Annotated in this window: 20 protein-coding genes and 1 CRISPR repeat array; of the genes, 6 read left to right on the top strand and 14 right to left on the bottom strand. The window is 51.5% G+C overall.

Going from position 1 to position 23277, the window contains the following annotated elements; all coding sequences use genetic code 11:
* Position 1 precedes the first annotated feature (1 nt).
* Positions 2–571: a type I-F CRISPR-associated endoribonuclease Cas6/Csy4 gene (cas6f, locus tag KUO20_RS00695; protein ID WP_235041024.1), complete on the top strand. Its 570-nt coding sequence runs from the start codon at positions 2–4 to the stop codon at positions 569–571.
* 129 nt (positions 572–700) lie between these two features.
* A CRISPR array of direct repeats spans positions 701–5602; the repeat unit is 28 nt; unit sequence GTTCGCTGCCGCGTAGGCAGCTCAGAAA.
* Positions 5603–5670: 68 nt separating this feature from the next.
* On the opposite strand, the gene KUO20_RS00700 is transcribed toward cas6f, so the two are convergent.
* The gene (locus KUO20_RS00700) at positions 5671–5973 is read right to left on the bottom strand and encodes a hypothetical protein (RefSeq protein ID WP_235041025.1); all 303 of its coding nucleotides are present in this window, start codon (positions 5971–5973) and stop codon (positions 5671–5673) included.
* Positions 5974–6018: 45 nt separating this feature from the next.
* A complete protein-coding gene (locus KUO20_RS00705; protein ID WP_235041026.1) occupies positions 6019–6999 on the bottom strand; it encodes an alpha/beta hydrolase in 981 nt (326 codons plus the stop codon).
* A 101-nt stretch (positions 7000–7100) separates the two neighbouring features.
* Here KUO20_RS00705 and KUO20_RS00710 point away from each other — a divergent pair, with 101 nt between their 5' ends.
* A complete protein-coding gene (locus KUO20_RS00710) occupies positions 7101–8129 on the top strand; it encodes an acyltransferase family protein (protein WP_235041027.1) in 1029 nt (342 codons plus the stop codon).
* Between the two features lie 20 nt (positions 8130–8149).
* Here the strand turns inward: KUO20_RS00710 and KUO20_RS00715 are convergent, their stop codons facing one another.
* Positions 8150–8770, bottom strand: coding sequence for a glycosyltransferase family 2 protein (locus KUO20_RS00715; RefSeq protein WP_235041028.1), 621 nt, complete (start codon positions 8768–8770; stop codon positions 8150–8152).
* A 542-nt stretch (positions 8771–9312) separates the two neighbouring features.
* Here KUO20_RS00715 and glnA point away from each other — a divergent pair.
* The 3 genes from glnA (at position 9313) to ntrC (ending at position 13515) form a co-directional block, all read left to right on the top strand.
* Complete coding sequence (gene glnA / locus KUO20_RS00720) at positions 9313–10719, top strand: glutamate--ammonia ligase (RefSeq protein ID WP_235041029.1); 1407 nt, start codon at positions 9313–9315, stop codon at positions 10717–10719.
* Positions 10720–11027: 308 nt separating this feature from the next.
* The gene (gene glnL, locus KUO20_RS00725) at positions 11028–12089 is read left to right on the top strand and encodes a nitrogen regulation protein NR(II) (RefSeq protein WP_235042390.1); all 1062 of its coding nucleotides are present in this window, start codon (positions 11028–11030) and stop codon (positions 12087–12089) included.
* Complete coding sequence (gene ntrC / locus KUO20_RS00730) at positions 12082–13515, top strand: nitrogen regulation protein NR(I) (protein ID WP_096276446.1); 1434 nt, start codon at positions 12082–12084, stop codon at positions 13513–13515. Before glnL ends, ntrC begins: the two co-directional genes overlap by 8 nt.
* Positions 13516–13518: 3 nt before the next feature.
* On the opposite strand, the gene KUO20_RS00735 is transcribed toward ntrC, so the two are convergent.
* The 3 genes from KUO20_RS00735 to KUO20_RS00745 form a co-directional block, all read right to left on the bottom strand.
* Complete coding sequence (locus tag KUO20_RS00735) at positions 13519–13692, bottom strand: DUF6435 family protein (RefSeq protein WP_141393016.1); 174 nt, start codon at positions 13690–13692, stop codon at positions 13519–13521.
* Positions 13693–13763: 71 nt separating this feature from the next.
* Positions 13764–14300, bottom strand: coding sequence for a YqiA/YcfP family alpha/beta fold hydrolase (locus KUO20_RS00740; protein ID WP_235042391.1), 537 nt, complete (start codon positions 14298–14300; stop codon positions 13764–13766).
* Between the two features lie 5 nt (positions 14301–14305).
* Complete coding sequence (locus KUO20_RS00745; protein ID WP_235041030.1) at positions 14306–14434, bottom strand: entericidin A/B family lipoprotein; 129 nt, start codon at positions 14432–14434, stop codon at positions 14306–14308.
* Between the two features lie 834 nt (positions 14435–15268).
* On the opposite strand from KUO20_RS00745, the gene KUO20_RS16750 reads away from it, so the two are divergent.
* Positions 15269–15400: a hypothetical protein gene (locus KUO20_RS16750; protein WP_275415654.1), complete on the top strand. Its 132-nt coding sequence runs from the start codon at positions 15269–15271 to the stop codon at positions 15398–15400.
* A gap of 101 nt (positions 15401–15501) precedes the next feature.
* Here the strand turns inward: KUO20_RS16750 and KUO20_RS00750 are convergent, their stop codons facing one another.
* The 8 genes from KUO20_RS00750 to KUO20_RS00785 all read right to left on the bottom strand — a co-directional run bounded on the left by KUO20_RS00750 (position 15502) and on the right by KUO20_RS00785 (position 23239).
* The gene (locus KUO20_RS00750; RefSeq protein ID WP_235041031.1) at positions 15502–16041 is read right to left on the bottom strand and encodes a phosphatase PAP2 family protein; all 540 of its coding nucleotides are present in this window, start codon (positions 16039–16041) and stop codon (positions 15502–15504) included.
* Entirely contained in the window at positions 16004–17167 is a 1164-nt protein-coding gene (locus KUO20_RS00755; protein WP_235041032.1) for a glycosyltransferase family 4 protein, read from the bottom strand. Before KUO20_RS00755 ends, KUO20_RS00750 begins: the two co-directional genes overlap by 38 nt.
* Positions 17168–17667: 500 nt before the next feature.
* Positions 17668–18336 carry a glutathione S-transferase family protein gene (locus KUO20_RS00760; protein ID WP_235041033.1) on the bottom strand — a complete coding sequence of 223 codons (669 nt, stop codon included), beginning with the start codon at positions 18334–18336 and terminating at the stop codon, positions 17668–17670.
* Between the two features lie 403 nt (positions 18337–18739).
* Complete coding sequence (gene dctP, locus KUO20_RS00765; RefSeq protein WP_235041034.1) at positions 18740–19840, bottom strand: TRAP transporter substrate-binding protein DctP; 1101 nt, start codon at positions 19838–19840, stop codon at positions 18740–18742.
* Positions 19841–20049: 209 nt separating this feature from the next.
* Complete coding sequence (locus KUO20_RS00770) at positions 20050–21669, bottom strand: acyl-CoA synthetase (protein ID WP_235041035.1); 1620 nt, start codon at positions 21667–21669, stop codon at positions 20050–20052.
* Positions 21670–21687: 18 nt separating this feature from the next.
* Positions 21688–22248: a LuxR family transcriptional regulator gene (locus tag KUO20_RS00775; protein ID WP_235041036.1), complete on the bottom strand. Its 561-nt coding sequence runs from the start codon at positions 22246–22248 to the stop codon at positions 21688–21690.
* A 405-nt stretch (positions 22249–22653) separates the two neighbouring features.
* Complete coding sequence (locus KUO20_RS00780; RefSeq protein ID WP_235041037.1) at positions 22654–22992, bottom strand: DDE-type integrase/transposase/recombinase; 339 nt, start codon at positions 22990–22992, stop codon at positions 22654–22656.
* A gap of 7 nt (positions 22993–22999) precedes the next feature.
* The gene (locus tag KUO20_RS00785; RefSeq protein ID WP_235041038.1) at positions 23000–23239 is read right to left on the bottom strand and encodes a hypothetical protein; all 240 of its coding nucleotides are present in this window, start codon (positions 23237–23239) and stop codon (positions 23000–23002) included.
* Between the last annotated feature and the right edge of the window lie 38 nt (positions 23240–23277).

Genomic DNA, 23277 nt, shown 5'->3' on the forward strand with positions numbered 1-23277 from the left:
CATGGATCACTATATTGATATTCGCCTAAGGCCAGACCCGGATTTTCCCGAACCAATGCTGATGGGCGCGCTTTACAACAAGCTGCATCGTGCGCTTTTCGACCTGGAAGCAAACGGTATTGGCGTAAGCTTTCCGCTATGCAAACACGGCGTTCGCGCCCGCACGTTGGGCGTTCACCTACGCTTGCACAGCACCCAAGCGAGCCTTGAGCAACTGATGGCGTCTAACTGGCTGGCCGGCATGCGCGATCACGTTAGCGTCAGCGACGTATTGGTGGTGCCTAACCACGCGAAGCACATCAACGTAGCGCGCAAGCAGTTCAATACGGGGAGCCTCAGTCGTGCAAAGCGCTATGCCAAGCGGCATGACATTTCTGAAGAAGCAGCGCGCCAAATCTACGCCAAGGTAGCTGAAAAGCGCATTGAGCTTCCCTTTGTGCAGATTAACAGCCGCTCTACGCACCAGCGTTTTGCTCTATTCATAGAGCATCGCAAGCCGCAGGAGGAGCCGGTTGCAGGGACGTTTAACCATTATGGATTAAGCAATAATGCCACCGTGCCCTGCTTTTGACCCTTTTTTCTAGTATGAAAAAGGGCGACCAGTAATCAACCACTTAGCGGTATCTCTCAAAAAAGGGTGATATCGCTTTTTTTGGCTAAAGCTCTTTAACAATCAGTAGATTATTTTTGGTAAGCTCTAGTTCGCTGCCGCCCAGGCAGCTCAGAAAAAGCCCAGCAACAAGAAAGCGGCCGCCCCACGGTTCGCTGCCGCCCAGGCAGCTCAGAAAAAAGCCCAGCGCGAAGCTGCTGAGAAGCGCAAGTTCGCTGCCGCCCAGGCAGCTCAGAAAATGCCATCGTGCGGCACACGCTTGCGCCCAGGGTTCGCTGCCGCCCAGGCAGCTCAGAAATGCTCATCGCCCCAGGCCCATGCATCGTTCACGTTCGCTGCCGCCCAGGCAGCTCAGAAAAGATATTTAATCAGCAATGGCTCGATCAGTGAGTTCGCTGCCGCCCAGGCAGCTCAGAAAAAAACGATAATGGGGTGCCTTTTGACACCGGTGTTCGCTGCCGCCCAGGCAGCTCAGAAAAAGAATCGACGAGAACACGTCAACAATGCCGCGTTCGCTGCCGCCCAGGCAGCTCAGAAAAATTGGCGATAACGATCGTCGCCTAGCGCATCGTTCGCTGCCGCCCAGGCAGCTCAGAAATAGCGCATCCCATAAATCGCCCTTGCTTAGCTGTTCGCTGCCGCCCAGGCAGCTCAGAAAGTACGCCGCGACGCGTGGCGAGGATGACTATCGTTCGCTGCCGCCCAGGCAGCTCAGAAAGTAGACAGCTTTCGTACGATTCGCGTCGGGCGGTTCGCTGCCGCCCAGGCAGCTCAGAAAATTAAAAAGCCTCCCGCGCCTGTAGGGTTATCGTTCGCTGCCGCCCAGGCAGCTCAGAAAGTAGTGCTAATAGCGGATTCCAGCGCATAGCCGTTCGCTGCCGCCCAGGCAGCTCAGAAAGCCGTGATCAGCGGTACTGCAACGCCTTAACAGTTCGCTGCCGCCCAGGCAGCTCAGAAAGCTAGCCCCTGACTCTATGGAGAAGGTCATGAGTTCGCTGCCGCCCAGGCAGCTCAGAAATAAGAAAAAGGGTCGCCCATTATGCATCCATGGTTCGCTGCCGCCCAGGCAGCTCAGAAAAGATGACACTGACGACGAACGCATCACTCGCGGTTCGCTGCCGCCCAGGCAGCTCAGAAAACATTGCCTGAGGCGCTAAACGCCGATTTAACGTTCGCTGCCGCCCAGGCAGCTCAGAAATCTAGCTGCCAGTCCCTCCGGGCTAGCATGTTGTTCGCTGCCGCGTAGGCAGCTCAGAAAATCTAAAAATGCATAAATACAATCAGTAAAGCGTTCGCTGCCGCGTAGGCAGCTCAGAAAAGCGGCATTGAGTGTAGCCATCGTGGGGAATCGTTCGCTGCCGCGTAGGCAGCTCAGAAATAATTTACTCTCATTAATACAATACATTTTAAGTTCGCTGCCGCGTAGGCAGCTCAGAAAAGCGAGATCATTTATTTAACGCTGCGCATGTAGTTCGCTGCCGCGTAGGCAGCTCAGAAAAGGTTAATCAGGGCGAAAAACTCAACGACCCCGTTCGCTGCCGCGTAGGCAGCTCAGAAAATGAGCGAAGAGCGCGCCTTCCGGGGTGTCTGGTTCGCTGCCGCGTAGGCAGCTCAGAAACAGTCGGTTTCTGTAGCCGGGTCGCTGTAATCGTTCGCTGCCGTGTAGGCAGCTCAGAAAATCAAGCTGGAAGCCGATCGGAACCGAGCGCAGTTCGCTGCCGCGTAGGCAGCTCAGAAATCGACCGTATTCCTGGAACGATATGCATCCAGGTTCGCTGCCGCGTAGGCAGCTCAGAAAGCTAGCTGGCTGGTGTTTTTGCACTCAATGGGGTTCGCTGCCGCGTAGGCAGCTCAGAAAAAACAGGCACAGTAGCGATAGCTCCATAGCGAGTTCGCTGCCGCGTAGGCAGCTCAGAAAATACGCGAAAACCAACCGTTGCTGTGCTGCGTGTTCGCTGCCGCGTAGGCAGCTCAGAAATCTATTTGAAACACAGGAAGCCGCCGACCTGAGTTCGCTGCCGCGTAGGCAGCTCAGAAACGCATCCCCCATCAGCTGTAGCGATTCAACCAGTTCGCTGCCGCGTAGGCAGCTCAGAAAAACACGCTGTTAATCGTTATTTCACCAGCCAGGTTCGCTGCCGCGTAGGCAGCTCAGAAAATGATAGAGGCGGAGAAGATAGCTACCGCCCAGTTCGCTGCCGCGTAGGCAGCTCAGAAATTCCATATCAACTGGCACATGCGCGCTTCAAGGTTCGCTGCCGCGTAGGCAGCTCAGAAAGGCGGGGCCTTCTCAGTCTCATACGCATAAACGTTCGCTGCCGCGTAGGCAGCTCAGAAAGGAGCACCCATTGGGGCTTCTATTGAGGGGCCGTTCGCTGCCGCGTAGGCAGCTCAGAAATCACCGAAGATGAGGCATTCCTGCGTATTCACGTTCGCTGCCGCGTAGGCAGCTCAGAAATGCGCCGCTGCCCGCTGCTCATCCATCGCTGAGTTCGCTGCCGCGTAGGCAGCTCAGAAAAGATTCGCAAGCCAGCTATCGATGCTATTGCCGTTCGCTGCCGCGTAGGCAGCTCAGAAAAAACAGATCTTACCGCTGTTTAAACCGCATACGTTCGCTGCCGCGTAGGCAGCTCAGAAAGTTGGGGTTTTCCGGCGTACTTCCGGGCGCTAGTTCGCTGCCGCGTAGGCAGCTCAGAAATATTTGCGCTGGCTCAGCAGTTGACAGGTAAGGTTCGCTGCCGCGTAGGCAGCTCAGAAAATAAACGCGAGGCTTAACGTTGCCGCCAATGTGTTCGCTGCCGCGTAGGCAGCTCAGAAAAGCTACGCCGTCGCCCACACGGTTGTTAAAGAGTTCGCTGCCGCGTAGGCAGCTCAGAAAAAGGCAGCTCAGAAAAAGGCAGCTCGATGTAAGAGCCAGCTGACGCCGTTCGCTGCCGCGTAGGCAGCTCAGAAAAAAACAGAAACGGTAACGACAGCGATCACCATGTTCGCTGCCGCGTAGGCAGCTCAGAAACCTGGGAAGTCGAACTATGCGATGCGCGCGGGGTTCGCTGCCGCGTAGGCAGCTCAGAAAATGCTCAAAATGCACATAACATTGCAACGGCGGTTCGCTGCCGCGTAGGCAGCTCAGAAAAACTAATACTATCCAGCGCCTCGATTGAAGCCGTTCGCTGCCGCGTAGGCAGCTCAGAAAATAACGCTCTCCTGTGTAATTCGTGATAGACGGTTCGCTGCCGCGTAGGCAGCTCAGAAAACGATAGCGCACCGCAATCCATACCACCGATGGTTCGCTGCCGCGTAGGCAGCTCAGAAACGAAGGATAACGGGAACCCTATCACCCACGTTGTTCGCTGCCGCGTAGGCAGCTCAGAAAGACCAGGAAAATCTCGACAAGCTGCTCAGCTTGTTCGCTGCCGCGTAGGCAGCTCAGAAATAGCCAACAACCGTAAGCCGTGGTCTGCCAGTGTTCGCTGCCGCGTAGGCAGCTCAGAAATAGCGCGCTGATTCTTGCGCGCCTTGGTTTTGTTCGCTGCCGCGTAGGCAGCTCAGAAAATACCAGAACATGCCGTTTATAGCGTTAAACAATTCGCTGCCGCGTAGGCAGCTCAGAAATTGTTGATTGGCTGCATACTCTGCGGCTTCAGGTTCGCTGCCGCGTAGGCAGCTCAGAAAGCTAACTTGTCAGGCCGGAACCCGCTCCAATGGTTCGCTGCCGCGTAGGCAGCTCAGAAACTGATCCAAGTTGCGTCCGTGTAACGTTGTCGGTTCGCTGCCGCGTAGGCAGCTCAGAAACTGATCCAAGTTGCGTCCGTGTAACGTTGTCGGTTCGCTGCCGCGTAGGCAGCTCAGAAAGCGATAAAGCCGAGCTAGTAGCGCTGCGCCAGGTTCGCTGCCGCGTAGGCAGCTCAGAAAAACTCCACATCCCGTTATTGATTTTAAAGCCCGTTCGCTGCCGCGTAGGCAGCTCAGAAATGATATCAACGCAGCACTCAACACATCGAGCAGTTCGCTGCCGCGTAGGCAGCTCAGAAATCACCGACTCATCTATTCGGGTGCGAATAATTGTTCGCTGCCGCGTAGGCAGCTCAGAAAAAATTGATATGGCTGGACATATTGTGGTTTGCGTTCGCTGCCGCGTAGGCAGCTCAGAAAACGTTAACCGCCTCCTGATGACGCTTTGAGCAGTTCGCTGCCGCGTAGGCAGCTCAGAAAAGAGGGCGAATAATGAAAATAACCCTAGAAACGTTCGCTGCCGCGTAGGCAGCTCAGAAAGGTTGGGACGACCTCACGCTAACGCACGAAGAGTTCGCTGCCGCGTAGGCAGCTCAGAAATGCTCGATGCGGCACTGCTGTTTGATGATGTCGTTCGCTGCCGCGTAGGCAGCTCAGAAAGCGATGGGCAGCGACCCGGTGCCGGATGTTGAGTTCGCTGCCGCGTAGGCAGCTCAGAAAGCGATGGGCAGCGACCCGGTGCCGGATGTTGAGTTCGCTGCCGCGTAGGCAGCTCAGAAAACGGTATGCGGCGCTTGATGCGACACCTGCACGTTCGCTGCCGCGTAGGCAGCTCAGAAAAAAACATATCGACATCAAAACCAGCATCAACGGTTCGCTGCCGCGTAGGCAGCTCAGAAATCTTGCTCAAGCGCGGTGATGCGGCGGCGCAGGTTCGCTGCCGCGTAGGCAGCTCAGAAAGATGAGTGCGCAGCAGCAGGCGCTATGGGCCAGTTCGCTGCCGCGTAGGCAGCTCAGAAAGAGTCAGGCGGTACCTACCAGTATGTGGCTGAGTTCGCTGCCGCGTAGGCAGCTCAGAAAACCCATCTCGTTAAGCCCGAGGTGCTGCTCGTGTTCGCTGCCGCGTAGGCAGCTCAGAAAGTCACAACGCCCACCGGCGGTGTGTATCAGCTGTTCGCTGCCGCCCAGGCAGCTCAGAAAGCTGGCAGGTTCACTTGAGCGACGGCATCGGGGTTCGCTGCCGCCCAGGCAGCTCAGAGCCAAACCACCCACAAAAAAAGCCACCTCGTAAGGTGGCTGTCAGTACTGAGTGATCAACGCTAGCGCGTTTAACTTTCTTTCGGTGACGTTTCCATGGCGCGTTTGTCGTCGGGTACTCTGACTATGTTACCGACTTCGAGTTTTTCATGGCGCTGGTGGCGGCTGCCGTTGGAACCAATGATGGCGGCCACTTCGCCGATGCTCACCGCGTCATCTTCCCGGTAGGCCTCTACTTTGATGCGTACCATGGCGCCTTGGTAGCGCGCGGAAATAATATCGCCCGGGTCGGGGGCGTGATGGTCAGGGTCGTTCTTGAAGTACTCAGATACGCTGGCGCTGCCTGGGGCATCCCATTCGACATGTTGATGCATCGCTGTTTTCCTTATCGTGTTGGGTGTTTCTGCAGTGTAGTGCGTTCAACCGCTCACTTCCTGTGTGCTTTGCGCCTCCGCTGATTTTTCTGTTGTTTCTACGCTGTTTTCTTGCCCAACGTACTGAAATAAGAAGTTGAGCGCGGCCGGTAGGCTGGCGCGCCAGACGTGCCAGGTGTGGCCGCCGGGGTAAAGGTCGAGACGCACGTCGTTGGGCTGAATGCGTTCCATGGCTTGGCGCATTAGGCGGGCATGAAATTCGGCGTCGTAAACGTCACTGCGTCCCGCGCTTATATACAGCGGCACGGGCGGAATCTCGGCCTCTTGATCGGCGCTGCGAGGCGTCACGCGTAGGCGGTACTCCTCAAGATGAGCGGTATAGTTGAGCGATTCCCACAGGTCAGGATCAAACCGGCCCTGTTCATCAAGAAAGGCCGGGTGGCGGTGGGCCGATGAGTTACGCGGTGGCTGCGGTGAGTAGCTGGCGGGGCTTAGCGCTGCAACAGCGGCGAATAAGTCAGGCCGTTCAAGCGCGAAGTTAAGCGCGCCATAGCCACCGGCTGAAAGCCCGGCCACGCCACGCAGGCGGCGTTCCTGGCCTACACGGTAGGTCGCTTCCACGTGGGGCATTAAATCGTTAAAAAACGCGCTGCGAGCGGGCTCGTTGTAGCCATCTACCCACCAGCTGCGGCTGCCGGGCATAATATAAACGGCAGGCGGAATGTGCCCTGCGCTAATTAACCTGTCGGCAACTTGCTGCAGGTTGCCGCGTGACACCCAGTCGCGATCGGTTCCAAACGAGCCGTGCAGCATATAGATGACTGGATAGGCGTCTGTCGCCTGGGCGTCATAATGATCGGGTAAATAAACGCTGTAGGGGTAGTCGTAGCCGAGCGTGGGCGAGAAGAATTTATGGTGCTCAACCTCGCTGGCCAAACTATGGCCGCTAAACGTTAGCCATCCAATTAGCGCTGTTAACAGGGCTTGAGATCGATACGAGCAGAGCGGTCGCTTGAGTTTGAGCACCTTGCCTCCGGGAATTAAAACGCTTCAATAAGGTCGGACAACGGGACGGCGTTAGATGTTCATTATAGTAAGGATGGCATTATGTAGCGGCGGGAGGCCTAATGCGGAAAGTTGACGAGATTTATTGGCTGCGTGCTTACGGCTGCATGGCCGTTTTTTTATTTCATCTATTAGACCATGTAAATCAACGCGTTGATAACGTTGCCACTGATCTCCTGCGCCTGCCGCTTGTGCTGGGTACGCCCATTTTCCTGTTTATTTCGGTGTTTGTGTTTGCCGTTCGTTACGATAAATCGGTGCCAGAAGGCTTCCTCATCCAGCGCGTAAAATATGTGATGGTGCCGTATTTTGTGTATGGCTTTATCTATTCAACGGCCGAGTGGGTGAGCTTACAAGGCTCGGATGAGCCGGTGGGGTTTGTCGCCAATGCCATTGAGTATTTTGTCTACGCGGGCTGGCACGGCTATTTCTTAATCATTGCGATGCAGTTTTATGTGGCGTATTGGCTGTTTACACGCTGGCAGCTGTGGCGCTTAAATCCGGTGCCTTGGCTGTGGGGCGCTTGTGTGATCAGTATGGCGTACTGGGGGCTTGCATATTGGTTTGATATTGATCTGCCCGGCTACTTGCTTTGGGTCGCGCCGCTAGGATGGATCTATGTGTTTTTCCTGGCGCTGGTGCTGGTGCGTTATTACCCGCTAGCGCCAGAGAGCGTGCTTGCCCAGCGGCCTGTTTGGATGCAGCAGCTGGCTCAGCCCGTTTGGCTTGTGCTGCTCGTCGCGCTGGTCGTTGCAGGCACTTTCGCGGGCCAGCTAGCCTTTTCATCTAAAGAAGTATGGGTGATCCCTTTCTTTGTGATGTTTACGCTTTGCGCGATGCGCTACTTAGCCGGACGTACGGTGCCGGTGTGGGTGCGTCATGTGAACGCGCATTCGTTTGGCATTTACTTGGCGCATCCCATGTTTTTTGTGCTTGCCGATTTGGCCGTTGCGCCTCTGGCGCTGCCCGTTGTGGTATATGCCTTGGTGCTTATTGTGGTGGGCGTCGTGGGGTCGGTAGCGCTTAATAAACTGGCAAATACCTTTACGCTGGGGGCGATGTTGTTTGGTAAACAGCTGAAGGTGGCCTAAGGGTGGAAGATCAAAATAGGTTAAAGGCGCGGCGTGTAAGCGGCGCTAAGCTTGCTGGGCGAAACCGTGCTTGGTTCGCTTAACTGGCGGATTAGTTGGCCGCTGTAGGTTTTCAGGCGAATGGGGCAGGCGTGTAAGCGCTGCACAAAATCAGCAACCGCACGTTCTTCATCCAGCTCAGGGTCAAAACCTCCTAAGCGCTCGAACCAGGCCCGTTTAATCGCGATGTAGGGCGGTAATAATGGGGCGCTTGCCAGTAGCCGCCGCAGAAAACGCTCTGGCAATGTGGGCTGCGTAAGGCTGACAAGCAGTGCATCCAAGGCATAGGTGTTTAGCTGAGAATAGAGTGAGCCCCAAAGGCTTGCCGGCACTGGCTGTTTTTGCAGCGCAACGATCAACCATTCAGCTTGGCTAGTAAACGCCGCTTGGTTAACGCGTGCGCCGAGCCCCAGCGTTGGCGTGATGAGGCTGCGCGTGTGATAGCGCTGTTCGATAGAGGGCAGGCGAGCATGAGCGCAATTGCTGGTCACTAGAATAGGCAGTAGATGGTCGGCAACACCCGATGCACGGATGGATCTTAAATGGCGTGGCAGCATTGCCCCTGTCACCATGGCATCAATGATAAAGCAGACCGATCCCATTGCCGACTCCGTGTGTGAGTTAATTTGCTGTTATGTAATTTATTGTAGTGTCTTGTTTCTTTGGGTAGCAAGAAAAAGTTTGCGAGCCAAACAATAGTGCTCATTATTTTCAATGGTCTATTTTGGGGCATTAATATGTATTTTTGTTCTATTTTGGTGCATTGAGCATGTTTTTAGCGCCTGATTGGCTGCAGCTAAGGCGCTATGCGTCATCACGAGGCATCGCGAGGTATTTTTTAATGTTTAAAAAACAAATGGTTGTTGTTTTTTAATACCATAATGGTGCAGTGTTGGCATGATCTATGCTTTCTCCTGTGCAGTAAGTTTTACAACGGCTACTGGTCGTAGGCAGAAGCCCTGCGGCGTGATAAAACGATAGCCGGCCTGAAAGGCTTGCTCAGTGATTTGTTTATATTTTTCAGCAAACGTTGGGTGAGCAAAAAAATGACAGGCGTGCGTTTTTGCACGTATTTTGTCGCACAACACTTTTATCGATAGCTTACTGTCGCTAGCTTTAAGCCACGCTCATACCGGAGGACACTATGTCAGCCAAGACCATCGCGCTAATTGAAGAACATGATGTTAAGTGGGTAGACCTGCGTTTCACCGATACGCTCGGTAAAGAACACCATGTCACCGTGCCTGCTCGCGACGTGACCGAAGAGTTTTTTGAAAATGGCCAGATGTTTGATGGTTCTTCCATCGGCGGCTGGAAGGGCATCAACGAATCCGACATGATTCTGAGCCCAGAGGACGGCTCTGCTTACCTCGATCCTTTTACTGAAGACGCGACGCTAGTGCTGCGTTGCGACATCATCGAGCCTGCGACGATGCAAGGCTATGATCGTGACCCGCGCTCCATCGCTAAGCGTGCAGAAGCGTTTCTGCAGTCAACTGGCCTTGGCGATACCGCTTTCTTTGGTCCTGAGCCTGAATTCTTCATCTTTGACGAAGTACATTGGAAAACCGACATGCAGGGTTCCATGTACAAAATCTCTTCTGATGAAGGCGCTTGGGCGACTGACAGCGTCGTAGAAGGTGGTAACTTAGGCCACCGTCCGCGTCTGAAAGGCGGCTACTTCCCGGTCCCACCGGTTGATAGCTTCCACGATATTCGTGGCGCTATGTGTAATACGTTGGAAGCGATTGGCCAGACCGTGGAAGTTCACCACCACGAAGTTGCCAACGCAGGTCAGAACGAAATTGGCGTTAGATTCAACACGCTGGTAAAGAAAGCTGACGAAGTGCAGGAAATGAAGTACGTGATCCACAACGTGGCGCACGCTTACGGCAAAACGGCGACCTTCATGCCCAAGCCGCTGGTAGGTGACAACGGTTCTGGTATGCACGTTCACCAGTCGTTCTGGAAAGATGGTAACAACCAGTTCGCCGGTGACGAGTACGCAGGCCTGTCTGAAATGGCGCTTTATTACATTGGCGGCATCATTAAGCACGCTCGTGCGTTGAACGCGTTCACCAACGCTTCTACTAACTCGTACAAGCGTCTAGTGCCTGGCTACGAAGCGCCGGTAATGCTGGCCTACAGCGCGCGTAACCGCTCTGCTTCTATTCGTATTCCTTACACCGCTAGCCCGAAAGGCAAGCGTGTAGAAGCCCGCTTCCCTGATCCTACCGCTAACCCATACCTGGCGTTCTCTGCCATGTTGATGGCCGGTATCGACGGTATTAAAAACAAGACCCATCCTGGCGATGCTATGGATAAGAACTTGTACGACCTGCCGCCAGAAGAAGGCAAAGCGATTCCTACGGTCGCCAACAGCCTGGATCAAGCATTGGAAGCGCTCGACGCTGACCGTGCGTTCTTGACCGAAGGTGGCGTATTCACCGACGACATGATCAATGCTTACATTGAACTCAAAATGGAAGAAGTGAATCGTATCCGCATGACGACTCACCCGATTGAGTTTGATATGTACTATAGCTGTTAAATGACAATAGCTGCTAATCAGCGCATTAGCCGCCGACTGTTGCTGACGAGATGTTAACAGCAGTGATAAACCCCGCTTCGGCGGGGTTTTTTATTGCGAGCACCAATATGGTGCAATAATAAAAGCGATAGTGCAGCGGGATGCGCTAAAAGGACTCGGCGTTTGGTATGACGTTGCTCGCAGGCCGTGCAACCGGGCATAGGCGCGTAATTGGCGCGCTTATTGCAGTCTCTCATTCATCATCCACCTGTAGGTCTGTAATGGCGATGAAAGACGCGATTTCTCAGGACGGTTTCTCAGAACATGCAATGCACCAGCGCTTGCTCGAACATCTCACTACGGCAGTACTGCTGTTAGATGGTGAGCTGAGGGTGCGCTGGATGAATCCTGCGGCCGAGGCGCTATTAGCGGTTAGCCTTAGCCGTGTGCGTGGGAGCAGCCTGGATACGTTACTAGGTGGCGATGAAAGCATTGATGACGTGTTGGCCAAGGCCCGCGATGCCTTTCACCCGTATACCCAGCGCGAGGCGCGCATTACGCCGCTGAATAGCGACCCGCTAACGGTCGACTATACGGTGACGCCGCTATCAGACAATGAGCTGCTGTTGGAAGTAGAGCCTCGCGATCGGTTGATGCAGATCTCTCGAGAAGAGGCCCTGACCACGCGTCAAGAAACTATCAAGATATTAGCCCGAGGGCTTGCCCACGAAGTTAAAAACCCGCTAGGCGGCATTCGTGGCGCCGCACAGCTGCTAGAGCGAGACTTAGACGACCCGGCGCTGCGCGAATATACCCACATCATTGTGGAAGAGGTGGATCGGCTGCGCGATCTGGTTGACTCCATGCTGGGACCTAATCGGATTCTTAAACACGAGCCGGTGAATATTCATCGGGTGCTGGAGCGCGTACGCACGCTATTAATGGCTGAGCACCCCGATGTGGCTATTAATCGCGATTATGATCCTAGCTTGCCCGATCTTTCCGGCGATGAATCGCAGGTGATTCAAGCCGTGCTCAACGTGGCGCGTAATGCGGTGCAGGCGATGAGCGATGCCCAAACGCCTGAGCCCACCTTAATACTGCGCACCCGTGCCCGGCGCCAGTTTACCCTCGGCGCTGAGCGTCACCGCTTGGTCAGTGAAGTCGCGGTTATTGATAACGGCCCTGGCGTTCCCGATGCGCTACACGAAACGCTTTTTTACCCCATGGTTTCGGGGCGTGCTGAAGGCAGCGGCCTTGGACTCTCTATCGCCCAGTCGATTTTGCACCAACATCAAGGATTGATCGAATGCGATTCACGCGCCGGACATACCGAATTTCGTTTATTGATTCCACTGGTATTAACTTCACCGGAGAAACGTCATGACTGAGGCGACACGTACTGATGTTGCGCGGGTGGTGATTGTCGATGACGACCGCGCTATCCGCTGGGTGCTTGAGCGCGCATTAGCGCAACCTGATCTTGACGTTGAGTGCATTGAGCGTGCGGACGTTGCGTTGGCGCGGGTGCTGGAAAACCCGCCGGACGTGCTGGTAACCGATATTCGTATGCCCGGTATCGACGGGTTGGATTTAATGTCGCGAGTCCGCGAGGCGCATCCTGACCTACCGGTCATTGTGATGACCGCGCACTCCGATCTAGATAGCGCCGTCGCGTCTTATCAAGGGGGCGCGTTTGAGTATCTGCCCAAGCCGTTTGACGTTGATGAAGCGCTGGCGTTAGTGCGCCGTGCGGTGGCGCATGCGCGTGAGCGCGAACGTCAGCGCCCGGCCACTGTGCCGGAAGGCTTAAATACCGAAATTATTGGTGAAGCCCCGGCGATGCAGGAAGTGTTTCGCGCCATCGGTCGGCTTTCGCACTCGCATATCACGGTGTTGATTAACGGTGAGTCGGGCACCGGCAAAGAGCGCGTCGCCCAGGCGCTTCATCAACACAGCCCGCGATCAGGGAAACCGTTTATCGCCTTAAACATGGCGGCCATTCCACGCGACTTGATTGAATCGGAGCTGTTTGGCCATGAGAAGGGCGCCTTTACGGGGGCTGCGCAGCAGCGCCAAGGGCGCTTTGAGCAGGCCAACGGTGGCACGCTGTTTCTAGATGAAATTGGCGATATGCCCGCTGAAACCCAAACGCGCTTGCTGCGGGTATTGGCCGACGGCGAGTTTTATCGCGTCGGGGGGCATACGCCGGTTAGGGTCGATGTGCGCATTATCGCCGCTACCCATCAAAATTTAGAGGTATTGGTGGACGATGGCCGCTTTCGTGAGGACTTATTCCATCGCCTGAATGTGATTCGGATCCACCTGCCCAAGCTTGCCGAGCGGCGTGAAGACATTCCCCGGCTTACGCGGCACTTTTTGGCTGAAGCGGCAAAAGAGCTGACCACCGATATTAAAGTGCTCACCAGTGAAGCAGAAACTCATCTGACGCATTTACCGTGGCCTGGCAACGTGCGTCAGTTAGAAAACATCTGCCGCTGGCTGACCGTTATGGCCTCAGGGCGCGAAATCCTTGTTGAGGATCTGCCTCCCGAGTTGCGTTCGCCCAATGCCACTGATAGCCGTGTTCACGGCGACTGGCGCACGGCGTTTCGCGATTGGGCCGACCATGCGCTGGCAGAGGGCCACACGCATTTGCTGGAAGAAGCCGTGCCGGATTTCGAACGTATTTTGATCGAGACGGCCTTGAAGCATACCGGCGGTCGCAAAGGGGAGGCAGCAGAGCTGCTTGGCTGGGGCCGCAATACGCTGACCCGTAAATTGAAAACGCTATTACCGGCGCTGGCCGACGAGTGAGCGCTATTCTTGCGCTTCTATACGCAGGATCTCTGCCCGAATGGCCTCGGCTTCTTCGGTAAGCGTAGCGTTGGCGCGCATGTCGCCATTACGTGATGCCTCCATCGCGGCCTGAAGTTTACGTTCGTAATCTTGCTGCAGTTTCTTTTTGGGGTCGCGCTTAAACATGCCTAACATGAGCAAACTCCGCACTGAATGTATACTATTTGTATAGCTTTTTAAGGCTCGTGTCGAATATTTGTTGTATGTTAGCCGGCGATGGCTTGACGGGCATCGGCACCGCACTGGTGTAAGAAGCGTTCGAAATCGAGCAATATCGTATCGAGGCTGGCATGCAGGCGATGATCGTCATCGACCATGCGTAGCGACAGACGCTGAAGGCGGGCGCGTTCAATCACTGGCCCCGGGGCAATCACATCATCGCGCCAGCCGTGAATAATATGAGTATGGCGCGCCTGAATGTTGGGGGACGTTTCAGGGTAGTCAATTAAACCCAGAGCTGGGGCCAAGAGAAAACAGCCCAGCACCGGCTGCTGGGCACTGACCGCCGCACTGAGCCAGCCGCCTAAGCTTGAGCCTGCTAGAACGCAGCAGGCGGGGTCATCACCACGTTCGGCCAAAACCGCAAGCAGATGCGTAAGGCGTTGCTGCGGTTCTGCCATGCCACGGTAGTCCATAACGACGGGCTCACAGTCGTCCAGCTTTTCGGCGATGCTCTTCAGCGCCTGAGTTTTCAATGCACCCGGCCCGCTTTCCAAGCCGTGAGACAAGTAAACAGTCATCATCATCGTTATTCCGTTGAGCGTTGGATAGCCTGGCCACCCTGTTCAATGTCTTCACCTGCGCCGCGAATAGTATTGCAGCCGCTAAGCAGCAGCGCGGTGATGATGAGAATACCCATAGCAACAGCTGATTTCATGGCGGCCTCCTTGAAGGCATAGCTTGAACTGGATGGTAATAGCTTGAACTGGGCGCTAACGGTTTGGACTGGACGCTAACGGTGGGCACCCCTCGGCGAGGGCACTCTTTTCACCATCAAATAGCTTTCACCATCAGATAATAAACTAATCCCTGTTGCGACGTTGCGCTACGGCTGAGTGAAAGAAATGCGCACTTATGTCGTATGCTTATGTCGCATGTGTCAGTTCTACACATTAATTAGGTATTTAAAAAGCTAGTCTTTAGGATTGTGTGTTTTTTAAGTATTTGTTTTTAAATTAATTATTTGTTTTTATAGTCATTTGGCCCAGCGTGTGCATTATCTAAGATATAGCAACAAGCGCAGTCATCCATATTTAATGTTAAGTAAAATTAATTAATAGTGATGTAATAGTTGTTGAGTATCGATTTTCATTTTAAGCAGTTGTTGTGGCGGGTAGTTAAGATTTTTTAAAAAGACTGAGTGAGTGGGCCGAGTACATTAAGGAAGGCAGGAAGCCGAGCAAAAGAACAGGGAGTGAAAAGGACAACCCACCCGCTCATTGGTTACAGCGCATAGAGGCGCTGTTCATCAAAGCCAGGGATCGGAATCGATGCAAAACGGCCATCTCATGAAAGTGAGGTGGCTTTTTTGCGTCTGGAATTTGCTTGGGTGGATGAATCTTGCTCGTTATATTTTGGCTGCATAGGTTTTGCATAAATAAAAATTTTGTACAGATTAACGCCGTGTTTTGGTCTATCCTTTTAGCAGGTGTAAATATGTTGCGGTTAGAAGACGTCAACGTTGCAACCGCACACTGACAGGGACAAGACTATGGCTATGGCACTGATGTTGTGCATGTTTTTTTTGTTCTTAGGGTTTTCGGGCGTTGGGCTGTACATGGTGTTTAAAACATCATTTATGGCGAGATTGGATGAGCGCGACGACATGCCTCCCGGTATGTAATAGCCACTTTTCATCATGGTTCGTGTCTACTGATCATTTTCTCGTACTTTGAGATTTTTATAGGCACATGAAAAACGTCCGCTTAGCGGGCGTTTTTGCGTTCAGCCCATCCAATAAAGGCTGATCAGCGCAAATGCGTAGCCCAAGGCGGCGCCTGCCAGCACATCGCTTACGTAGTGCAATCCCAGACCCACGCGCGAAATCGCAATTAGCAGGGTTAACGGCACAATCACTGGCAGCAGCCAGGGAGTGTGCGCGGCGACTAATACGCTAAACATGACCGCGTGCATGGTATGGCCGCTAGGAAAACTGTAGCGATCACGCGCGGGTTCGCAGCACTGAATACCCTCACCGTAGGTAATGAACGGTCGCTCGCGGCATAGCCGTGTTTTCACCAGTCGATAAACGCCCATGGCCAACAGCGCGACAACGCTGTACTGCATAACTCGCCAAGCGCCATTCGGCTGAAGCCAGGGTTGGGCCATGATGAGCAGCACCCAGGCCGGCCAGTCGCCTAAACGGCTGGCAGCCTGCAGCGTGATACGCCACGGCGAGTAAAGCGATAGGCGTGATATACGCTGGCAAAACTGCCATTCCAGCAGATCAAGACGATCGAATACGACAAGCGGACGCGGGCGCATGGTGTGCCTCCTGGGCTTGGTGTAAATAACGCAGAAACTGCTCGGTAATGCCTGACCAACTTTGCTCAAGCGCGCGCAAGCGTGCCACGCGGCCTAAGCGTGCGTAGTCAGCGGGGTGCTGGCAAAGATCGACCGCTGCTCGGCGAAACGCAGCGCTATCACCTGCGGTGACGGTGACGCCATTGTGGCCGCTGTTAATGAGCTCAGCGCTGGCGGCGTGATCATAGGCCACCACTGCCAAGCCGCTGGCCATGGCCTCTCCCACCACGTTCCCCCAGGTTTCTGAAAGCGAGGGAAAAACAAATAAGTCGGCACTGGCATAGTGGCGGGCGAGATCATCCTGATTAATGAAACCAGTGAAATGCACGTCGGGTAGTGCCCTTTGCAATTGCGCCCGGGCTGGGCCATCGCCCACGATTACCTGGGCCATGTCGGGGCGCACTTCACGCATAGCGTGAAAGCTTTCTTGCAGTAAGGTGAGGTTCTTTTCTGCAGCTAATCGGCCAACGTACAGCGCCACTGGCTGGTGCTCGCTAACGCCCCAGCGCTTACGTAGCTGTGGGTCACGGTGTGTCGGCGAAAACCGTTCGCCGTCTAATCCCCGTGAAAGCACGTGAACGTCTCGAATGCCTTGGCGCGTTAGCGTGCCAGCCTGCGCGTGGGTAGGAACCAATGTTAAGTCGCAGCCGTTATGGAAGTAGCGCAGATAGCGACGGGCCGTCGAAGCCAGCCATGTGACCCCGTAATCTTTGCAGTAGTGGTCGAAATTAGTGTGCCAACCGGCTACCAAGGGAATGTTGAGCCGCTTTGCCGCGTGGCGCGCCGCCCAGCCGAGAGGGCCTTGAGTGGCCAAATAGATCACGTCGGGGCGATGCGTTCGCCAAAAGCGCCGCAGCGCGGCCGGTGTCGTCAAGCCCACCTGAACATCGGTATAGCCGGGTAGCGCAACGCGTGAAACCTGTAGCTCGTGGTTAATGCGCGTGGTATTTCCAGCCACAAGCGGGCGGGGGCGAATAACGTCAACCGGCACTCCTTGCCGATTGAGCTCACAGCTTAGCCGGCTCAGCGTATGGGCAACGCCGTTAATGTCCGGTGACCATGTTTCACTAACGATACAGAGCCGCATGAGCGATTCATCCCTTCATCACGTTTATACGCAGTGTGGGAGAGGAGAATGACACTGCTGAGTCAAGCCGATGAATAAGCGATGACAAGCGGGGATTAGTCCGGAAGAAATAGGGTGGCTGAACGGGAACAATGCGAGATGGACTTAGATTGAGATGCCCTTGTCCTAAAGATTTGATGGCGTTTTTATTTATTCACTATAAATAAAAATTAAGTTAAAAAATAACTCATCCCCTAGTCATTAGGCGAATATAAGTTTTCTGCTATACTTTTTGACTATTTGATCAAGACGATGAGCGTGAAGTTCCGTTTTCTTCTCCCCCTGCCGGGCACTAATCTTCAAGTGCTAATTGGAATGCCTCAGGTTCGCCAGATACTTCTAACCTACTATTTGAGAATAGCCCACGGGACTTCGTTAGGGTAAAACCAATCAGGCGACAACTATCCTAGCACCGGGGGCATATTAGCACCTCTAATTAGGTGGCCAAATTCACTATGCCACTACAACCTAACATTAGGAGACGCAGTCAATGAAACACTCTGCCTTTTAGCTTCTCTCTCTTGTATTTTTAATGACCTTATATAAGCTTCTCTACTGCTTAGTTTATCCCAGTACCTTTTAATGCCATCTCCAAATTTTTCTTCCATATCTAAATATGAGGCTAGCATTAGAGAGTAACCAACTGATACGTCGGCAGCAGTGAACCTCCCGGAACAAATATAATCTTTAGACAATAGTCTCTCGTCAATAAGTTTCAGTCTTGAAAGAAACCAGCGTTCATAATCGATCGCCACTTGCTCTATTCTTCTTTCTAACGACTCAAAGTACTTGTATCTAAGGATAAGCGTCTGTGGGAAAGTGAGTGTAGCTTCTCCGAAATGAAGAAAATTTATATAGCAGCCATAACTTGGTTCCGCTACTCCAACCCCCATTTTATTGGCAGAGTAGCGGTCGGCTAGGTATTGGCACACTGCCGATGACTCTGTCATGAAGATACTATCGTCATAGAATGCTGGAACAGTTCCCAAGGGGTTTGTTTTTTTGTAATCGTTTTCTAAATGCCTTGGGGGAAAATCATGCATAACCAAATCATACTCCATCCCCAGCTCTTCCAGCATCCATAAAATTCGAAATGATCTAGCACTCATACAGTGGTGTAAAGTAATCATAAGTACTCCTAAAAATTATATTGAATTTAAAAACTAAAAAATTACTTAAAGACCATCTCAGGCAGCAATAACATGATTGCTATAAATAGGGCTATCAGCACACAGGCCAATGTGATTAGAGCCATAAAGGGATTGCCGCGCGGTAAAGGCCAACGATCTCCACCCCAGGCGGTACCGATGGAAAATACTTCGGTAAAGGCAGTGTCTTCCCACCAACAGCATTACCATAGTGGTGATCTTGCTGGCCTCGTCCAGCGTGGGATAGCAGGTCGAGGCCTTCGTTGAGTGCATCTATAGCCCTAGCAATGGTGTTCATGAAAAGGCTCTCTGAAACGAGTGAATCAAACGTATCGGGGTGTTGGAGGTGCCAGAAAGAGTCCGGGGCACGTAAGCCCCGAACTGATTACTGGTTTATGCAAGCTTCAAGTTCTTCAAGGGAGGGTAGGTTGTCCGTGGTGCGGCTCATGTTGAAGGGAACGGTCAAGTCGCGCCAGATGGAGTAGTGCTCTAGATAGCTGACCATGGAGTGATACACTTGTGCTGTCATTGGATTTTCACATGCACTTTGAACAATAACTTGATTAGTAATTTTTTGGATTGTTTCTAAGTCTTCCTCTGATAGCCTATGAATCTCAATTCCTGCCTCAAGAAAACTTTCAGCCCCTTCAGTTGATTTTCTTTCAAGCCATGAGAGCGACCAAGCCATAGTGGACTCAGCGGCAATTTTTAGTTTATCTTGGGTTTGCTCTGAGAGCCTATCCCAGGCATCCTTATTGATCATTACGCCCAGGACACTTCCTGTTTGATGCCAGCCAGGAACAGTCCAATGTTCAACGACCTCTGCAAACCCAGCGTCGTAATCTACTCCAGGAGTATTAAACTCCATTGCGTCTACAATGCCACGCTCAACAGCTTGATAAATCTCAGCGCCAGACAGCGATACTTGAGAACCTCCCAGGCCACTCAAGACTCTTCCTTGATCTCGCCCAGCTAGGCGAATTCTTTTTCCATCAATATCATTTAAACTAGTAATTGGAACCCCTCCCATCAAGCCAGATTCGCTACCAACAATTCCATACGGGAGATAGACTATATTATATTCCCCGTAAACCTCTTGATAGAGCTCCCAACCGCCCCACTGCATTATCCAATTAAGGTAGTCAACACCATTGAATAACATGGTTGTAGTGCCTAAAGGAGAAAAGGCCGAATCAGTACCTGCCCAATAACCTGGCCAGTCACCAGAAGCTTCGATGCTTCCTGTTTCTGTGGCATCGAAGACTTCGGTGCTTGGCATAAGGGTTCCGCCAGCACGAAATTCAATAGACAACTCTCCATCCGTAAGCTTATTTACAGTCTCGACCCAATGTCGATCGATCTCTATTAACCCCAAGCTCTCTGGCCAAGTCGATGTCATAGTCCATGTATCTTGAGCATTTGCTGTTGCCGATAAACCCAGCAAAGCTGTTGAAATGATCGTTTTAATTAAAATTGTTTTTTTCATGGCTATCTCCAGTTGTTATAAAACATCTTTTGGGTAGTTTTCAGCATGAAAGGAGCTAATTAATTTTATTCAGTTGCAATAAGTCATTGGGGTTAATTAAAATTTATCATTGTTTTGTTATTTTTAAAATCAGCGTCATGAGAAATGATGTTTATGTTGGCATTGTTCGTAAACATTAGATAAGTATTGCAGTTTCATATAAGTGTTTGTTACATTCTTTTAAGCTTCCCACGTATAATTTTTCCAGTAGCTGTCTGCGGAAGCTCATCAATGAATGTTATTTCACGCGGATATTCATGTGCTGCTAAACGCTTTTTAACATGACTTTTAAGCTCTTCCGAAAGTTCCTCAGTTGGCTCATACCCTTCCGCCAACACAATAAATGCCTTTACTATTTCAGTCCTCAGTGCGTCAGGCTTTCCTACTACAGCAGCAAGTCGTACAGATGGATGTTTAAGCAAACAATTTTCAATTGGTGCGGGGCCAATTCGATAACCCGCACTAGTTATGACGTCGTCATCTCTTCCAACAAACTTAAAGAAGCCATCTTCATCTTGCACACCCAAATCACCGGTTACCAACCAATCACCAATGAATTTTTCTTTAGTGGCCTTGGGGTTGTTCCAGTATCCAATAAACATAACAGGATCAGGGGATTTGATAGCTATACTTCCTAACTCACCACTTTTAAGAATATTTCCCTTGTTATCTATAACTGCAACTTTATGACCTGGTACAGCCTTACCTGTATGCCCTGGCTTATGAACGCCCATCTGTGCGCTAGATGAAACCACAATATTGCATTCAGTCTGCCCATAAAATTCATTTATTGTTACATCAAAAATTTTTCGCCCCCAGTCAAGAAGTTCTTCCCCTAGTGACTCTCCGCCACTTGCGATACTCCTAACATTCAGTTCCCACTTATCCTTGGGATTCTTTTCTTGCCGCATAATCTTAAGTGCTGTTGGGGGAAGAAACATATTTCTTACCCCAAAACTTTCAATGAGAGAGAATGCTTCTTCAGCATTAAATTTTAACATTCGCCTAGCAATGACAGGAACACCAAAATACAGCGATGGCAATAAGACATCTAATAGGCCGCCAATCCATGCCCAGTCCGCAGGTGTCCACATCACATCTCCGGTTTGCGGAAACCCATCATGTGAAATTTGAACACCAGGGATATGGCCAATCAGCACCTTATGAGAAAGAACAGCACCTTTCGAGCTCCCTGTAGTACCTGATGTGTAAATTATCATGGCCGGGTCATCTGCTGATGTTTTCTTCGCTGAAAAATGCTCATCAAACAGAGATATATCTTTATGAAAATCAATAGAATTAATATCTGACTTACAAGGCTCTATAGAATAAATTATCTCAATGCTATTAAGGTCGTTGATAATGGATAATAAATTCTCGCCTCCCCTAGCATCCGTTATAACCACGCGCATGGAGCAATCATTCATTCTATGAAAAACGGCATCCGGACCAAACAAGCTAAACAAAGGAACGGCAATAGCACCTAATTTATAACAAGCAAAATGAGAAACAGCCGTCTCAGAACACTGTGGCAGGTAAATGCCAATTCTATCTCCAGACACCACCCCCTTTGCAGCCAAACTATTTGCTAACCTATTTGATTTTTCCTGCAACTCTTTGTAGGTTATCTCTTTACTGCCCCCTTGGCCGTCGACCTCTATCAACGCAACTCGTGAATTATCTTTGTTGGCCCATTTGTCACAACAAACATCTGCGATGTTAAAATCTCGACAACTCGGCCAAGAGAAATTATTTGCAATATCTTCATAACTTGAAAAAGAACTAATCATACCTCCTCCTTAAAATTATTATTGAAGCCTGATAATTTTTGATATCATCTCCGCCATATTTCGACAGCCAAGCTTTTTCATAACTTTAGATCTATGCGCTTCAACTGTCCTGTAGGATATACCAAGCTCTTTAGCTATTTCTTTACACGTCATCCCGTTAGCAATATAGCCTGAAACCTCTCTTTCCCTAGCAGATAAGACCTTACTTGGCCCAGAGAAATCTTCAGCTTCAGAAAAGCTCCAAACTGCCAGCTTGAAAGGATCTTGTGGAGTCAATGTTCTACCCGAAGCTCTAGCCCAAAAAATCTTGCCCCCCTTGGTTTGCATAAACCTCTCATCTACATAGGAGGCAGACTCCATCAATTCTGAATAACTTTTCTCACCAATCTTGTTGAAGTCGGCAACGGAGGGATAAAGCTTCAAAATCAATTCTCCTAACAGCTCCTCCTTTTCATACCCAAACAACTCGCAAAATTCTGCATTGCAAATTTTTATTGATCTACGCTCAGTCAGCACAAGGGCAACAGGAGCATACTCAAAAACTAGGTTCTCAACTTCATCACTAAGCACAGAGATCATGGGCGGCATCATCTAGTCATTTGATAGCGTGACTTGTTTTTTTAGTTACGCGCTTCAATCCAATGTCGATGCATTAGAGATTATCAGCACGCACTACGTTCCTCTATACGTAGTACTACGTATAGAGGAACGCATAATCTTCTACTATTGCATATCCTTTCAATGGTCAAGTAAAAACAGCATCCGATTTATAATTAACCCAGTGATTTTCCTCTATCTGGTTCGGACTCATCCCCTTTTTGTACTGATGGGGGCGAAGCTGGCTGTGATACCCGATTAAATAAGTTCACGATATGATATTGGCCCTGCAAGAATGAGCGATACCCATACGTAGGCACACATTCAACCTGTAGGCTCCGAAAGAACTGCTCTATTGGCGTATAATCCCAGTAGTTCCCGCGCCGACTAAGACTTTGTTTTTATTTTGTATTTCCAAAGCGTCTGACGCTTTTTGCTGGTCGCTGTGCCACAGACCCCTTTGGGTTGCACACGGCTCTCATTGGCCATTTTTAATGCGCTGCTGGTCAGCTCGTTATCCGGCGGCAACGACATAGTCCAGCCAATCGGTTTTCTAGCAAATAAACCGATGACAACGGCAAGATAAGCCCAGCGGTTGCCTGTCCAGATATACGTGACATCGCTACACCAAACGGGGTTGGGCACTACAACGTTAAACTGACGCTCTAAGTGGTTCGATGTCTCAACATGTTCATCCCCTGTTTTCTTGTAGGTGTGATCGGACATTTGGCAACTAATCAGGGCCAAGCTTTTTCATCAGGCGGCCAGCGCGATAGCGACTTAACGGTACTTCCTGCGTTATCGCCATCTCGGGGATGCTGTGCGCACCCGCAGATCCTTCGCTCTCGCGAAAGAGCTCTTTGCCCTTGGCTATTTCCATTGCCGTTGTGACACACGCAGGCCTTTTCGAACGTTGTACCCAGTATTTAAAGCTGCTGCGATGTACGCCAAGCACGTCACACAGTTTTTTCACTGGATAGCTCGTCTTGAGTTTCTCGATTAGCGAGAAGT

The organism is Vreelandella profundi (genome assembly GCF_019722725.1).
GTDB lineage: Bacteria > Pseudomonadota > Gammaproteobacteria > Pseudomonadales > Halomonadaceae > Vreelandella > Vreelandella profundi.